Source organism: Vreelandella hamiltonii (assembly GCF_014651795.1).
GTDB classification, from domain to species: domain Bacteria; phylum Pseudomonadota; class Gammaproteobacteria; order Pseudomonadales; family Halomonadaceae; genus Vreelandella; species Vreelandella hamiltonii.
Map to the genome: position 1 here is coordinate 91589 of NZ_BMXO01000013.1, position 15767 is coordinate 107355.

The window sequence follows — 15767 nt, forward strand, 5'->3', positions numbered from 1 at the left end:
GGCGGCGCTGATGGCATGTTCAGCCTCGGCCACCTGGGCGGCCGAGGAGGTCGATTTCGACCCCCGCGTCAACGAGCAGACGCGCCAATTGGTCAGTGAACTGGTGGAGCAGGGCGTACCCGAGCAGTGGCTGACGCAAGCGCTGGAGCAGGCGACATTTCGCCAGAACGTGCTGGATGCCATGGCGGGGGCGGCAGAACGGCGTCTGCGCTGGTTCGAATATCGCGATATTTTTCTGAACCAGCAGCGTATCGAAGAAGGTGCCGAGTTCATGCGCGAGCATGCCGAGACGCTGGCTCGTGCCGAAGAAGTCTTTGGTGTTGCTCCTGAGGTGATTACCGCCATCATCGGCGTGGAAACCTATTACGGGCGCCACAAAGGCACGCACAAGGTGCTCGATTCGCTGGCAACGCTGGCCTTTCATCACCCCCAGCGGGGGCGCTTCTTCCGTGGCGAGCTGGCCGCTTTCCTGGCCATTGCCTACGAGCAGGGTGTCGAGCCGGAAACGCTCTACGGCTCTTACGCCGGGGCCATGGGCTATCCGCAGTTCATTCCTACCAGTTACCAAGCCTACGCGGTCGATTTCGATGACGACGGCATTCGCGACCTGTGGAACAACCCGGTCGATGCCATCGGCAGCGTAGCCAACTACTTTGCCGAGCATGGCTGGCAGCGTGATGGCGCCATCTACCACGATGCCGTCGGCCCACAGGAAGCCCCCGAAGGCATCGCCTTCAACCAGACCTCGCGCCCCTCCTTGACCGCCGCCGACATGGTGGAGCAGGGCATCACTAGCGAGGCGCCGCTGGCCCCTGATGCCCCCGTGGTGCCGCTATTGCTGGATTTTTCAGAAGATGAGCAAGGCTACCGTCTGGGTGAATTCAACTTCTATGTGATTACTCGCTACAATCACAGCCACCTTTACGGCATGGCCGTGGCCGAATTGGCGGACGCGATCCAGCATCAGTTTGAGAGTGAGCATGACTAACCTGTTGACCAATGCCCGTTATGTGAGCGGTTCTCTCGTGTTAGCGATGCTGGTGAGCGGCTGTGCCAGCCAAGCGCCGCAGCGTGACAGCGGCAGCGCCGCGTCGCAGCCCAGCGCTTCGCCCGTGGCCAGCGCCGCTCCCAGCGGCGAACGCTATGCCATGTCCGGCGATGCCTATCCGGTAGCACCGCCGGACGTCAGCCAGGTGCCCGATGCCGAGCCGCGCATCGAGGAGCCCTCACGTGCAGGCAATCGCCCCACCTACGAGGTGTGGGGCGAAACCTACCGTGTACTGCCGGACTCGCGGGGTTATGCTCGCCAGGGCACGGCCTCCTGGTACGGTGAAAAATTCCACGGCTACGCCACCTCCAACGGTGAGATCTACGACATGTACAAGATGACGGCGGCGCATCGCTCGCTGCCGTTGCCGACCTTTGCCCGTGTCACCAGTCTGGCCAATGGCCGTTCGGTGATCGTGCGCGTCAATGACCGTGGCCCTTTCCACAGCGATCGCGAAATCGACCTTTCCTACGCCGCAGCGGCTCGACTAGGCATTCTGGACGATGGCACGGGGCCTGTTCGCGTCGAGGCCATCGACCCGGCGCAATGGTTGGCAGAGCGTGGTCGAGGTGGGGAGTCGGCCCGCTCGACGGCGGAAAGCGCACCGGTACCCGCAGCGTCGGCACCGAGTGTCGTGAGCGCCCCGGCTGCGCCAGCGTCTTCCCCTTCGCCAGCGCCCGCTCAGGCAAGCGGCGACGGCATCTTCCTGCAAATTGCCGCGTTAGGCACGGCAGAGGGTGCCCAGCAATTGCAGCAGCGCCTTTCTGGGGAGTTGGCCCATGGCGTGCGTGTGAAAAGCGAGGCGGAGGTGCATCGTGTTCAGGTAGGGCCCGTCAGTCCTGCCCAGGAAAACCAGGCCCGAGAAGATCTGCGCCGGGCGGGCTTTCCTCAAGTGTTTATAGTGCGATAATGCGTTCCAATTTAGTCACCCGGCAGCGTCACTCTGCTGCCACCCAATGTAAGTGAGACGTGTGTGATGAATGTATTGATATCGATTCGCCGGACCGCCAAGCTGTGTCTTTTTGCTGCCATGACCGTCGTGGCAATCCCTGCTTCGGCTCAGGTGATTCCTCAGCCGCAACCCCAGACCATCATTCCGGCACCTCCACAGCTGGCGGCCAGCTCGTGGATTTTGATGGATGCCAATAGCGGACGTATTCTCGCCGAGCACAATTCCGACGAGCGCCTGCCGCCGGCGAGCCTGACCAAGCTGATGACCGCCTACCTGGTCGAGCGGGAGCTGGACCGTGGCACCATCAACCTGACCGACATGGTCAATATCAGCGAAAATGCCTGGCGTACCGGTGGCTCCAAGATGTTCATCGAGGTGGGCGACCGCGTATCGGTGGATAATCTGCTGCACGGTATCATCATCGTGTCCGGCAACGATGCCAGCGTGGCCATGGCCGAGCATCTGGCCGGCGGCGAAGCACCGTTCGCCGACCTGATGAACCAGCATGCCACGCGCCTGGGCATGCACAACACCAATTTCCAGAACGCCACCGGGTTGCCGGGTGACCAGCACTACTCCACGGCGCGAGACATGGCCATCCTGTCTCAGTACATCATCAACGACTACCCTGACCACTACGCCATCTACTCACAGCGCAACTTCTCCTTTGGCGGCATCGACCAGCCCAATCGCAACCGTCTGCTGTGGCGTGACCCGTCGGTGGATGGTCTGAAAACCGGCTGGACCACCGAAGCGGGCTACTGCCTGGTGTCGTCTGCCGAGCGTGATGGCATGCGCCTGATCTCCGTGGTCATGGGCACCAGCTCCGAAGAGGCTCGCGCCCAGGAAACCCAGAAGCTGCTCAGCTACGGCTTCCGCTTCTATGAAACCATGAAGCTCTATGAGCGCGGTGCCGTATTGGCCACGCCGCGGGTGTGGGGTGGTGACACCAATGAACTACGCGTGGGTGTCGATGGTGAAGTCTTCATGACGCTGCCGCGCAACCGTAACGAAGAGCTGCGCGCGCGTCTGAATCTGGATAGCGACCTGAGTGCGCCCGTCGCCGTTGGCGACGAAGTCGGTACTCTGGAAGTCTACCTGGGTGACGAAATGGTTGGCGAGCGCCAGCTGGTGGCGCTGGAAAACGTCGAAGAGGGCGGCCTGTTCAAGCGCTTCTTCGATCAGGTGCAGCGCTTCTTCAGCAACCTGATCGGCAACTTCAGAAGCTGACGAGCCTCGAGCACGCTGGGCAGGCCGACGTGGCCTGCCTGCGATGCCCCAGCCTCCCGGTCGCAACCAGAAGCTCTGGCGTCATCGTCAGGGTTTCATTCGTTTTAGCATTCGTCATAGATAGGCAACTCATGAAAAAAGATACCAAGTCTCCGCTGCGTGACCTGCGCCAGCCCTCCACGGCCAGTAAGCCGCCCAAGATCACTTTTCCCTGCGACTACTCGCTCAAGGTGGTAGGCGATGCGGCGGATGATTTTCCCGCTTGTGTATGCCAGGTCATCGTCAAGCACGCGCCGGATTTCGACGAAACCACCCTGCAGGTGGTGGATAGTCGCAATGGTCGCTTCCAATCGGTACGGGTGACCATCGTGGCGACCGGTGAACAACAGCTGGCCAGCCTGTTCGATGAGCTGAAAGCCACGGGCCGCGTGCACATGGTGGTGTGACATGAGCCCCGCACCCATCGAGCTGCACCGCCTGGGGCGTCGGCCCTACCAGCCTGTCTGGGAAGCCATGCGCGAGCTCACCGACTGCCGTGACGAGCATACGCCCGACCAGTTCTGGCTGGTCGAGCACGACTCGGTCTTCACTCAGGGGCAGGCGGGCAAACCCGAACATTTGCTGATGCCGGGCGATATCCCGGTGGTCAATACCGACCGTGGCGGTCAAGTGACCTACCATGGGCCTGGGCAAGTGGTGCTTTACCCGTTGCTGGACGTGCGGCGTGGCAAGATCGGTGTGCGTGAGCTGGTCAGCGCCCTGGAAAATGCGGTGATCGACGTGCTGGCCCGCCATGGTGTCGATGCCTGGGCCAAGCCGGATGCGCCGGGCGTGTATACCCGCACGGTGATGGGGGAGGCCAAGATTGCATCGCTGGGGCTGCGCATTCGTCGAGGGGCCAGTTACCACGGTGTTGCATTGAACGTGGACGGCGACCTGTCGCCGTTTGGGCGCATCAACCCCTGTGGCTATGCAGGCATGCAGGTGACGCGTCTGGGCGATCTGGTGACGCTGGACGATGGCGCAGATATCGGGGGGGAACTGGCCCTGGCGCTGGCGGAGCAGCTAGGCCGATCGCTGGTGGATTCGGCGTCGTGATCGAGTAAGTGCTGCAAAAGACGGGTTCACCGGCATGCCGAAAGGGCATGCCGGTGACATTCGTGCGGGGTATCAGCCGACGTTGAAGGCCGGAATACGGTTACTGTCGGTTTCCTGGCCAGGCACTGCGGCAGGGGCGGCCAGGCCCAGGTTGTTCTTTTCGAACACGCGGTCGGCGCGGTAGCTCGAACGCACCAGCGGGCCGGAGGGAACCTCCATGAAGCCTTTCTCGAGGCCCAGCACGCGATAGCGCTCGAACTCTTCCGGCGTGACATAGCGCTCTACTGCCAGATGGTTCTTGGTGGGGCGCAGGTACTGCCCCAGCGTGACGATATCCACACCGATGTCGCGCAGGTCGTCGAACGTCTGCAGAATCTCTTCTTCCGTTTCACCCAGCCCCAGCATCAGGCTGGTCTTGGTGATCACGTCCGGACGGTGGCGCTTGGCATGGGCCAATACGTCCAGCGTCTTGCGGTAACCGGCACGCGGGTCGCGTACCTTGGAGGTCAGCCGCTCCACGGTTTCCACGTTCTGGGCAAACACTTCCAGGCCGGAGTCGACCACGCGCTCGATGGCGGCCTGATCGCCGTCGAAATCCGGCGTCAAAGCCTCCACCACGACCTCGGGGGTGCGTGCCTTGATGGCGCGAATGCACGAGGCGTAGTGCGTGGCACCGCCATCTTCCAGGTCATCCCGGTCGACCGAGGTCAGCACGATATAGCGCAGGCCCATCAGCTCGACGGACTTGGCGGTATTCTCGGGCTCTTCCTTGTCCAGCCAACCCTTGGGATTGCCGGTGTCCACCGCGCAGAAGCGGCAGGCGCGGGTACAGACGGAGCCCATCAGCATGATGGTCGCGGTGCCGTTGCTCCAGCACTCGCCCATGTTGGGGCAGTGGGATTCGGCGCACACCGTACTCAGCCGGTGAGTCGATACGTTTTTCTTGACGGCTTCGAAACGCTCGCCGCCTGGAATCTGGGCGCGCAGCCATTTGGGCTTGCGTTCAAGGGCGGGCGCATCGGCCTGCGCCTTGCGCTGCTTCATGCCGTCCTTGATCACCGTCATGCCGTGTTCGTTGCGGAATTTTTCGCCGCTGGGCACGCGCTGGGAAGGGGTGTTGCTCATAGGAGAGAGCCTCGAGTCACGCTAACTGATACGTAGGTGGTAGATAATGTAACATATCTGGCAATCAACAAGACACCGTCGCGCATCACGGGGTCTGTTCGACGCTCAGGCCTGGCAGGCAGGAAACGCCGTGGCTGGGGAGGGGGCTGGGAGGCGCCTGGAAATGCGCACGCAGCTCGCTGAGGTGTTCGCGGGTGAAACGCAAGAACAGCTCCGCCACCGGCGTGGGAAAGTGGTCACGGCGATAGACGGTGCACCAAGCGCGGCGGATCGGAAAGTGGGGCAGCGCCAGCGTGGCCAGCAGCCCCTGTTCCAGCTCCAGCTGAATGGCCATGCGCGGCAGTACCGCCACGCCCAGATGCGCCATCACGCCTTGTTTGATCGCTTCGTTGGTGCCCAGCTCGATACGGTGGGGCAGCCCGACTTCCTGATCGACCGCCAGCTGCTCGAAGGCGCTGCGCACGCCTGACCCCGGCTCACGCATCAATACATAGTGGCGGGCAAAGTCCGAGAGGGTAGGGTTAGCCAGTTGGAGCAGCGGATGCTCCGGCCATACCACGGCCACCAGCTCATTTTCCAATACCGGCATGACCACCAAGCCATCGTCCTCTGGCACCATGGCCATGATGACCACGTCATCCTGCTGGTCGGCGAGGCGCTCCAGTGCCTGGCTGCGGTTGCATACTTTCAGACGCAGCTGCACATCGGGGTAGCGGGCGCGAAAGCGTGACAGCAGGTAGGGCACCACGTATTGGGCAGAAGAAACCGCTGCAATGCTCAACTTGCCGCTGATCTTGCCGTTAATATCTGAAAGGTGCATCTGCAGGCGCGAGAGCTGTCCGAAGATTTCCCGAGTGGAGAGCGCCAGCGTATCCGCGGCTGGCAGTACATGCAGGGTTTTACCGGCATAGCGAAACAGCGGCTGCCCCAGCGCCTGTTCCAGCTGGCGAATCTGGGCGCTCACGGCGGGTTGAGTCAGGCCCAGCTGTTCGGCGGCACGCGAATACGAGCGCTGGCGATGTACGGCCTGAAACACCTGCAGTTGGCGAAACGTCAAGCGGTTGAGCAGCGACGGGGATGACATAACCACCTCGAGGTAAACGTGCTCGGTCAGCGTCAGCGACTCCCAAGCGCGTGGGTCCATGTCGAAATGCTACCATCCTTTGCCCGCTAACGCCTTGAATCGCTGTCGCTCGATGGTTCATGCATAGGTTGTTACACAGGTTCATGCATGGGTAATGATCGACGTCTGGCAAGGAGTGGCCTAAACTATATTGCATTGCAGCATCATGGCTTCGGGCTTGGTGCCCCGCATCAACCCCACGGGAGACTCTATGAACTTTCTCGCTAATCCCTTGCTTTCCCCCACTCTGGGCAACAGCGCGCTGACAAGCATGATGGACCCGTTCGGGTTTGGCCGTGCTGCCTTGAGCTACTGGCGCGACAGCGTCGAGCGCAACGTGCTGTACTGGGATGTGATGCGCGAACGGGGCAACCAGTACCTGGCCCATATGGAGCAGACCAAGCCCAACGTGCTGGGGTTCGATACCGAAGTGCTGATGGATGGGCGGACGCTGCCCAACCCGACCAATTACGAACTGCTGCGCGTATTGCCCAAGGGCGATACGGTCACCGATCCCAGCAAGCGCCCGTTCGTGGTGGTCGACCCACGGGCCGGGCATGGCCCAGGCATCGGCGGCTTCAAGCCCGACAGCGAACTGGGCGTGGCGCTCAAGGCGGGTCACCCGTGCTATTTCATTGGCTTTCTGCCCTTTCCCGAGCCCGGCCAAACGGTCGAGGATGTGGTAGAAGCCGAAATCGCTTTCCTGCGTCATGTCATCGAGCTACACCCAGAAACCACTGAAAAGCCGATGGTGGTAGGCAACTGTCAGGCGGGCTGGCAGATCATGATGGCAGCGGCACTGGAACCCGACGTGTTCGGGCCCATCCTGATTGCCGGTGCGCCGCTCTCTTACTGGGCGGGCGAGCACGGCAAGGCGCCGATGCGCTATACCGGCGGCATGGTGGGCGGTAGCTGGATCACGGCGCTGACCAGTGACATGGGCAATGGTCTGTTCGATGGCGCCTGGCTGGTGCAGAACTTCGAGCGCCTGAATCCGGCCAACACCTATTGGAAAAAGCAGTACCACTTGTATGCCAATATCGACACCGAAACCTCGCGTTATCTTGAGTTCGAGCGCTGGTGGGGTGGTCACGTGGTGCTGGGTGGAGAAGAAATCCAGTACATCGTCGATAATCTGTTCGTGGGCAACCGGCTCTCCACGGCCCAGCTGGTGACCCGCGACGGGCGCCGCATCGATCTGCGCAACGTGCGTTCGCCGGTGGTGGTGTTCTGCTCCCGTGGCGACGACATTACCCCGCCGCCGCAGGCGCTGGGATGGATTCGTGATCTGTACGAAGGCGAAGAGGATATCATCGCCAATGACCAGACCATCATCTACTGCCTGCATGACACCACGGGCCATCTGGGGATTTTCGTTTCCGGCAGCGTTTCCCGCAAGGAACACTCCGAATTCACGGCCAATATGGATTACATCGACGTGATGCCGCCAGGGCTTTACGAAACGACGATTTCCCATGCCAGTGAACGAGCCGATGCCGAGCTGATCGAGCGTGACTACCTGCTCGAATTCAACCCGCGCAACTTCGAGGAGTTGGATCGGGATGTCATGCACAAGCCCGAAGATGACCGCCGTTTCGCCACCGTTGCACGCATCTCGGAGATCAATCTGGGGCTGTATCGGATTTACATGCAGCCCTGGCTTCAGGCGGTAATGACGCCCGAGGCCGCACGCTGGATCCGACGCATGCACCCCATTCGCCTGGGCTACAAGCTGCTGTCGGACCGCAACCCGCTGAGCGTGCCGCTGCCGGTGATGGCCGATTACGTGCGCAAGCATCGTGAGCCGGTAGGGCAGGACAACGTGTTCAAGGCGTTCGAGACCATGGCCTCGGATCAGATCGTCGCCAGCCTCAATGCCTTGCGCGATTTCAGGGACAGCAGCACCGAGCGACTGTTCATGGATATCTATGGCCAGCCACTGCTGCAGGCGGCCGTCGGGCTTTATGGTGATGCCCATGTGCATCGTCGCCGTCCGGGTGCCGAGCCGGAGCATCGTCGCTTCATCCAGCATCAGCAGGATGAGCTGCGCAAGCAAATCACCCAAGGTGGCCCGCATGCAGCCGTGATGCGAGCGGTGATCTACGTGCTGGGCGGTGCGCCCGCCACCGACGAGCGCAACTTCAAGCGGTTGCGCGCCTCGCGTGCGAAGCTCGAGCCCAGCAGCTCGTTGAGCGAGTTCAAGCGCCTGGTGCGTGAACAGTTCTTCATTCTCAAGCTGGATCGTGAGCAGGCCCTGAGCACGCTGCCCGTGTTGCTGGAAGGTGAGGACAATGCGGCCATCGATGGTCACCTGGAGCATCTGGAGCACGTGTTCTCGGCCAGCGGTGAGCTGACTGCCCATGCCGCCGAGCGTTTCGAACAGGTCAAGGCGCTGTTTGGTCAAGCGCGTCCTGCGCTGCCTGCAACCGCCGACAGCTTGGAGGCTGAACCTGACACCAAACCTCAGGTCAAGCCTGAGAACAAGTCAGAGGCCAAGGCCGAAGTCGTCACCGATACCGACACCGAGGGCGCGACCACTCAGGAAGCCAAGCCTTCAGCGGCATCTTCAGCCCCTGCCGCGGCTGCTAAAAAGCCTGCGACCAGGTCAGCCAATGCGCGGCGCGGAACGTCACGCAAGCGCTAGCCGTTCGTGTCATCACCGCCGACGCCCCCGCTTTTCAGCGGGGGCGATTGGTTGGAGAACCCCGCTTAAGGTTGCCGAGTGCTATACGGCAGTCTAGTGTCTAGCTACTCGATATAAAAAAAGCACGGTCGATTGCGACGGCCTCTTCGAGGAGGCACTACCTCATCGTGTGTACCGCTGCACAAGGTTGCTACTAGCGCTTGGGCAAGGGCTGGGGTAGGGTAGGCGCATTTTTCTCATGGTCGCCAAGGCATGATTTAGGGCGACAACGTATTTAGCGCCGGGGCGATAGCGCCTCGGCATCAGGAAAGTGGAGCACTATGGGCAAGTCACTGGTCATCGTCGAATCGCCCGCGAAAGCGAAGACGATTAATAAGTATCTCGGCAACGATTTCATCGTGAAGTCGAGCGTGGGTCACATCCGTGACCTGCCGACCAGCGGCTCGGGTAAGGCAGCCTCCGACCCAAAGGAGCGCGCTCGCCAGGCCGCGGCAACGCGCAAGATGTCAGCGGAAGAGAAAGCCGAGTACAAGCAGCGCAAGGCCCACGACCAGTTGATTCGCCGCATGGGTATCGACCCGGACAACGGCTGGGCGGCCAACTATGACATTCTGCCCGGCAAGGAAAAGGTCGTGGCCGAGCTGAAGAAGCTGGCCGAAAAAGCCGATGCCGTCTATCTCGCCACGGATTTGGACCGCGAGGGGGAAGCCATTGCCTGGCACCTGCGGGAAACCATCGGTGGTGACGACAGCCGCTACAAACGCGTGGTGTTCAACGAAATCACCAAGAATGCCATCCAGGATGCCTTCAAGACCCCCGGTGTGCTGAACATCCCCCGTGTGGAAGCTCAGCAGGCGCGCCGTTTCCTCGACCGCGTGGTGGGCTTCATGCTCTCGCCGCTGCTGTGGGCCAAGATTGCCCGTGGCCTGTCTGCCGGCCGTGTACAGTCGGTGGCCGTGCGTTTGATCGTCGAGCGTGAGCGAGAAATTCGCGCCTTCATCCCCGAAGAGTTCTGGGACGTGCATGCGGACCTGGTCTCGCCCGAGGGTGAGCTGGTGCGTTTTGCTTTGGCGCGGCAGGATGGCCAGGCCTTCCGCCCCACTTCGGAAAAAGAGACTCTGGAGCGAATTGCCAAGCTGAGCAAGGCCAAACTGTCGATCACGTCTCGCGAAGACAAACCGACACGCTCCAAGCCCACCGCTCCCTTCATTACCTCGACGCTGCAGCAGGCGGCCAGCGGGCGGCTAGGGTTCTCGGTCAAGAAGACCATGACCATGGCCCAGCGGCTGTATGAAGCTGGCTACATCACTTATATGCGTACCGACTCGACCAATTTGTCCAAGGATGCGGTCGAGAGCGTGCGTTCGTTTATTGGTGATGAGTATGGGGAGCGCTACCTGCCCGAAGCGCCCAACCGCTACAGCAGCAAAGAGAGCGCACAGGAAGCCCACGAAGCGATCCGCCCCTCCAGCGTGGAGCGCAAGTCCACGGATCTGGTGGGCATGGAGCGTGACGCCGAGCGCCTGTATGAGCTGATCTGGCGGCAGTTCGTGGCCTGCCAGATGACCCCGGCGGAGTATCTTTCCAGCACCCTGAGTGTCGAGGTTGATGGCTACGAGCTGCGTGCCAAAGGGCGCGTGCTCAAGTTCGATGGTTACACCCGAGTCATGAAGCCGACCGGCAAGAACGAGGATCAGACCCTCCCCGACCTGCCCACCGGCACGCCCATGGGGCTCGAAGTGCTCGACCCTCAGCAGCACTTCACCAAGCCGCCTGCGCGTTACACCGAAGCCAGCCTGGTCAAGGAGCTGGAGAAGCAGGGCATCGGGCGTCCATCTACCTACGCCTCGATCATTTCCACGATTCAGGATCGGGGTTATGTGAAGCTGGAAAGCCGCCGTTTCTATGCCGAAAAGCTGGGCGATATCGTCACCGAGCGCCTCAAGGAGTCCTTCCCTGACCTGATGGATTACTCCTTCACGGCGCGCATGGAAGACAGCCTGGATGAAGTCGCCGAGGGCGAGCGCAACTGGCAGGCGCTGCTGGATGCTTTCTACGACGAGTTTCGTAATGAGCTGGCCAAGGCCGAGAGCGATGAAGGGATGCGCCCCAATCAGCCGGTGGCGACCAACATCGACTGCCCCAGCTGTGGTCGTCAAATGCAGATTCGAACCGCTTCCACCGGTGTGTTCCTGGGGTGCAGCGGCTACAACCTGCCGCCCAAGGAGCGTTGCAAGACCACCATCGACCTCATTCCCGGTGAAGAAGCCGTGGCTGAAGATGCCGGGGAAGAGGCAGAAACCGATGCGCTGCGCGCCAAGCGCCGCTGCCCGAAGTGTGGCACGGCCATGGACAACTATCTGATCGACGAAACCCGCAAGCTGCATATCTGTGGCAACAGCCCGGATTGCGATGGTTACGAAGTCGAGGGCGGCAAATTCAAGATCAAAGGCTACGATGGCCCGCTGATCGAATGCGACAAGTGTGGCTCGGACATGCAGCTCAAGACCGGGCGCTTCGGTAAATATTTCGGCTGCACCAACAGCGAGTGCAAGAACACCCGCAAGCTGCTGCGCAGCGGCGAAGTGGCACCGCCCAAGATGGACCCGATTCCCATGCCGGAGCTGGCCTGTCAGAAGGTGGAAGACCACTACGTGCTGCGTGATGGTGCCAGCGGCTTGTTCCTGGCGGCCAGCAAGTTCCCCAAGAACCGTGAAACACGCCCGCCGCTGGTTCACGAGCTGAAGGCCCATGCCGACGAGCTGCCCGAGAAGTACCACTTCCTGCTCAAGGCGCCCAGCGAAGACCCGGATGGCCGCCCGGCGCAGATTCGTTACTCACGCAAGAATAAAGAGCAGTACGTGATGACCGACGAAGAGGGCAAGGCCACGGGCTGGAAAGCCACCTACGAAGGCGGTAAATGGCACGTGGAGGACAAGCGCAAGTGAGTGCCCGTTCGCGTACTAACCAGCTCGTCTATCAAGCCGAGCTGATGATTGGGCTTCCGGTGGGCGATGACGAGCACGCTGCTGCCCGTCAGATGGCGCTGGAGGAGGGCGCGCTGGCGCTGTTCGAGCTGGCGCTGGTGTCGTTGTTGAAAGAGGTCACCGAGCATGCGCGCTTACCGGATCATGACTGGCGGCGGCTGCTGGCCAGCGACGGCCCGGCGCTTGCCGAGCTGCAGCGCCTGCGTGACGAGCTGCAGCGCCCGGATAGCTGGCTGGCGTGGCTCACAGCGCAACTGGAGAAGCTGCATGGCGACGAGGGCGCAGCCCGCCGTCAGGTGCATAACCCCGCCATGATCGCCGTAGGCGCTCAGGCGTCCCTGGGCGAGCAATTGCTGGAACATCTTCAGTCTGCGAAGCGTGAAATGGCGCTGCTCAGGGAGACCAGCCTGGAGTGGTAGGCTTGAAAAATGGCTGATCATGTCCATGCTATGGAGTGTGTCACTCAACAGGAGGCAAGGATGCGATACAACCAAGTGAAGGATCTGATGCAGTGGGCTGCTGGCTACCATGAGCGTATGGCGCGCCAGTACAGCGCGGCAGCCGATGCGGCAGAACACGAGCGGCTGGCCATGGCGCTCAACTATCTCGCCAGCAGTGAATTGACCATGAAGTCCGGGCTGGAGGCGCTGTTTCACGATGGCTCGGATCAGCGCGAAGTGCTGGAGCTATGGTTCGACGAGTCAGGCGATTTTCCTCAGCCGCCGGTGCTGGAAGCCTTGGCAGAGCGGGACGTGGCCGGTTCACTGGATGAGTTGACCGCCACGGCCGTGGAGTCGCACGAGCAGCTTCAGGCCCTCTACGAGCATCGCGCCTCGCGGGCCAGAGTGGCCCCTGAGGAAACGTTCTTTACGACCTTGGCCCATGGGCATGCCGCCGAAGCGCGCAAGCTGGTGGCTAGCCTGCAAGAGCTGGAGGGCGTCTAGCGCCAGGTCTGCAAAGCTACGTTGAAGCACAGTTGGCGGTTGAGATGGCGGGTATTTTGGGCGTTTATTGTGGGGTCGATACGCTGACAAAAGCCGCATGAATAGGGTATAACAGCCTCCATCCATGCGTTATCGGTCGGCCTTGGCTTACCTGATGTCGAGCCGACCCCATTTTCGAGAGCAACAATGATGCCTGTAAACCGTCGCCGATTTTTGGCGCTGGCACTGGGCTGGCCTGTAGTGGCCAGTGCAGCGGCTACCAGTGCCCTGCCTGATTACGAGCCTACCGATCTGGTCGCCACCTTGCTGGCCAGGGCAGATGTGCCACGCCACAGCAACGAGGTGTGGGTGCTGGTAGACGACAAGGAGGCGACGCTGAGCGTGTTTCGTGGTCATGCGCTGCTGGAGCGGTTCGCGCCGGTATCGCTAGGCCGTGGGGGCGCCAGAACGCATCGTATCCGCGGTGGTAACGTGACGCCGCTGGGTGAGTTCAGAATTAATCGATTTAATTTCGAAAGCCAGTGGCATATCTTCATCAGTATCGATTATCCTACGCCACCTCACGCGCGCATGGCGCTCGAAAAAGGCATCTACTCCCAGGCGGACTACGAGGCCTATTTCGACCACTATCGCCGTTACGGCTCCCCGCCGCAGGATACCGCGCTGGGGGGAGCCATTGGGATTCACGGCATTGGCCGAGGAGACCCCGATATCCATGGCAACTTCCACTGGACCCAAGGGTGTGTGGCAGTGACCAATGAGCAAATCGAGCGGGTTGCCGAGCTAGTAGGAGTTGGCACACGCGTGGTGATCCGCTAGGCTTATGTTGTTGAAGGAAGTTCCAGGTTTTTGGACACGCGACTATAGACAACCGCTGTGGTCTATTATAAAACAGCGTTTGACTTGCGTACCCTACGGGTAAGCCCTGGTACAAGTCGGTGAAAAGAACCTGCATCGCAGGTAGACAAATCTAAGCTAATAATTTAGCTTTATTTTTTGTCATACCCTTAAACGTAGTACCCAAGGAAGACTCAAGGAGAACATCATGACTCTTAAGACTGCTCTGAAAATGACCGCCGCTGCTGCTTCTCTGGCAATCCTGGCTGGCTGTGCTTCTACCAGCGCTCTGGAAGAAGTTCGCATGACTGCTGAATCTGCACAAGCTGACGCTGCAGAAGCTCGCAGCATGGCTTCACAGGCTCTGAACACTGCAAACCAGGCTCAGCGCGACGCGCAAGCTGCCCTGCAGATGTCTGAGCAGAACCGTGAAGAAATGAACCGCATGTTCCAGCGTTCCATGCAGAAGTAATTCTGCTTGGGTCGTCAGGTTCGTCAAGAACCCGACGGCTGCTGTTAGATGTGAAAAAACCCCGCCAACTGGCGGGGTTTTTTTTGGCGTTTATTCAGGTTTTGCTTTCATTCCTGTCGCCAATCGTCGAGCGAGCTTGGCGGAAGATGACAGGGCCGCCAGAGGCGGCCCTGGAAGGCATTAAGCGTCGCCTTCGATACGAACTACGGTAGACAGCTCGATGTCGCCTAGAATGCCTTCCAGCTGCGGCTGCTGCGCTTCAGGCTGGGGCTGTTCTTCAACGGCGGCTTGCGGGCCGTGAAGCGCGACAAAACGGCCGTCAGGCTCGGCGATGGCGCGCTGGATCTGGGCTTCGTCGATATCCACCTGGTCTTCCACCAGGGCGTTCAGGCGCTCCATGGCGTCGCGCAGGGGCTCAGAGCCTTCGACGTTCTCTTCCAGCTGCGGGTAAGACTGCACGAACAGCGTACCGTCAGCCGCCCAGCCTGCCTTGAAGGGAGCATCCATCAGGTTGACCTGGGTGCCGCTGGGCAGGCGCTCGTAGAGCGACTCGATATCTTCGGGGTACATGCGGATACAGCCGCGGCTGGCGCGCATGCCGACGCCGTCAGGACGGTTGGTGCCGTGAATCAGGTAGCTCGGCATGGCCAGCAGGATCGCGTGGCGGCCCAGCGGGTTGTCAGGGCCTGGCGGCACGATGGCCGGGGCAGGCTCGCCACGCTCGGCGGCTTCACGACGCATGGAGGCGGGCGGTGCCCAGGCGGGGTCCTTGACCTTGACGGTGGTGCGGGTAATGCCGACCGGGGTGGCGAAACCGTCACGACCGACGCTGACCGGGTAGGTCTCGACGATGCCGGGGTTGTTGGCCGGGTAGTAGTACAGGCGCAGTTCCGACAGGTTCACCACCACCCCTTCACGCGGTGCGGGGGGCAGGATGTACTGGGCCGGAATGACGATTTCCGTGCCTTCGCCAGGTACCCACATGCTGACGCCAGGATTCGCCATGCGAATCTCTTCGTAGCCGATGTTGTGGCGGCGGGCGATGTCGATCAGGGTCTCTTCGGGGTTGTCCACCGTTACCGTGTAGTACTCACCGATGATGTCACCCTGCTCGGGCAGGCGAAAATGCCCGCGTGGCAGTTCGTGGCGCGCCTCGGCGACCTGTTCGGCACCGGCAGTGGCTTCACTGCTGACCGCAGCCTGCTCTGAGGCGGGCTGGGCATAAACGGGTCCGGTCAAGCTGGCGGCCAGCAGGACCGCCAGACTGGTGGGGCCCCAACGGTTGATGATCTTGCGAGTCTTCATGG

General features: G+C 61.2%; 14 protein-coding genes. 11 read left to right on the plus strand and 3 right to left on the minus strand.

Annotated features, from left to right (window positions below; translation table 11 throughout):
• Positions 1 to 10 precede the first annotated feature (10 nt).
• The 5 genes from mltB (at position 11) to lipB (ending at position 4328) form a co-directional block, all read left to right on the plus strand.
• A complete protein-coding gene (mltB, locus tag IE061_RS13350) occupies positions 11 to 988 on the plus strand; it encodes a lytic murein transglycosylase B (RefSeq protein WP_096922827.1) in 978 nt (325 codons plus the stop codon).
• A complete protein-coding gene (locus IE061_RS13355; protein ID WP_193461825.1) occupies positions 981 to 1958 on the plus strand; it encodes a septal ring lytic transglycosylase RlpA family protein in 978 nt (325 codons plus the stop codon). Before mltB ends, IE061_RS13355 begins: the two co-directional genes overlap by 8 nt.
• Positions 1959 to 2024: 66 nt before the next feature.
• Positions 2025 to 3230, plus strand: a complete 1206-nt coding sequence (locus IE061_RS13360; RefSeq protein ID WP_039179772.1) for a D-alanyl-D-alanine carboxypeptidase family protein — start codon at positions 2025 to 2027, stop codon at positions 3228 to 3230.
• A 131-nt stretch (positions 3231 to 3361) separates the two neighbouring features.
• Positions 3362 to 3676 carry an HP0495 family protein gene (locus tag IE061_RS13365; RefSeq protein WP_193461826.1) on the plus strand — a complete coding sequence of 105 codons (315 nt, stop codon included), beginning with the start codon at positions 3362 to 3364 and terminating at the stop codon, positions 3674 to 3676.
• 1 nt (position 3677) lies between these two features.
• Positions 3678 to 4328, plus strand: a complete 651-nt coding sequence (gene lipB / locus IE061_RS13370) for a lipoyl(octanoyl) transferase LipB (RefSeq protein WP_193461827.1) — start codon at positions 3678 to 3680, stop codon at positions 4326 to 4328.
• 72 nt (positions 4329 to 4400) lie between these two features.
• Here the strand turns inward: lipB and lipA are convergent, their stop codons facing one another.
• Both lipA and IE061_RS13380 read right to left on the minus strand, forming a co-directional pair.
• Positions 4401 to 5453: a lipoyl synthase gene (gene lipA, locus IE061_RS13375; protein WP_193461828.1), complete on the minus strand. Its 1053-nt coding sequence runs from the start codon at positions 5451 to 5453 to the stop codon at positions 4401 to 4403.
• Positions 5454 to 5538: 85 nt separating this feature from the next.
• Positions 5539 to 6537 carry a LysR family transcriptional regulator gene (locus tag IE061_RS13380; RefSeq protein ID WP_039179984.1) on the minus strand — a complete coding sequence of 333 codons (999 nt, stop codon included), beginning with the start codon at positions 6535 to 6537 and terminating at the stop codon, positions 5539 to 5541.
• 250 nt (positions 6538 to 6787) lie between these two features.
• Here IE061_RS13380 and IE061_RS13385 point away from each other — a divergent pair, with 250 nt between their 5' ends.
• The 6 genes from IE061_RS13385 to IE061_RS13410 all read left to right on the plus strand — a co-directional run bounded on the left by IE061_RS13385 (position 6788) and on the right by IE061_RS13410 (position 14460).
• Complete coding sequence (locus IE061_RS13385; RefSeq protein WP_039179986.1) at positions 6788 to 9220, plus strand: DUF3141 domain-containing protein; 2433 nt, start codon at positions 6788 to 6790, stop codon at positions 9218 to 9220.
• A 320-nt stretch (positions 9221 to 9540) separates the two neighbouring features.
• Entirely contained in the window at positions 9541 to 12168 is a 2628-nt protein-coding gene (gene topA / locus IE061_RS13390) for a type I DNA topoisomerase (RefSeq protein ID WP_193461829.1), read from the plus strand.
• On the plus strand, positions 12165 to 12626 hold the full coding sequence (locus IE061_RS13395) for a DUF6586 family protein (RefSeq protein WP_039179786.1): 462 nt from the start codon (positions 12165 to 12167) through the stop codon (positions 12624 to 12626). Before topA ends, IE061_RS13395 begins: the two co-directional genes overlap by 4 nt.
• A gap of 60 nt (positions 12627 to 12686) precedes the next feature.
• Complete coding sequence (locus IE061_RS13400) at positions 12687 to 13151, plus strand: 2-hydroxyacyl-CoA dehydratase (RefSeq protein ID WP_193461830.1); 465 nt, start codon at positions 12687 to 12689, stop codon at positions 13149 to 13151.
• A 186-nt stretch (positions 13152 to 13337) separates the two neighbouring features.
• A complete protein-coding gene (locus IE061_RS13405) occupies positions 13338 to 13970 on the plus strand; it encodes a L,D-transpeptidase (RefSeq protein ID WP_039179791.1) in 633 nt (210 codons plus the stop codon).
• A gap of 226 nt (positions 13971 to 14196) precedes the next feature.
• On the plus strand, positions 14197 to 14460 hold the full coding sequence (locus IE061_RS13410) for an Lpp/OprI family alanine-zipper lipoprotein (protein ID WP_016914087.1): 264 nt from the start codon (positions 14197 to 14199) through the stop codon (positions 14458 to 14460).
• A gap of 180 nt (positions 14461 to 14640) precedes the next feature.
• Here IE061_RS13410 and IE061_RS13415 read toward each other — a convergent pair whose 3' ends face one another.
• Entirely contained in the window at positions 14641 to 15765 is a 1125-nt protein-coding gene (locus tag IE061_RS13415) for a L,D-transpeptidase family protein (protein ID WP_193461831.1), read from the minus strand.
• Positions 15766 to 15767: the final 2 nt, after the last annotated feature.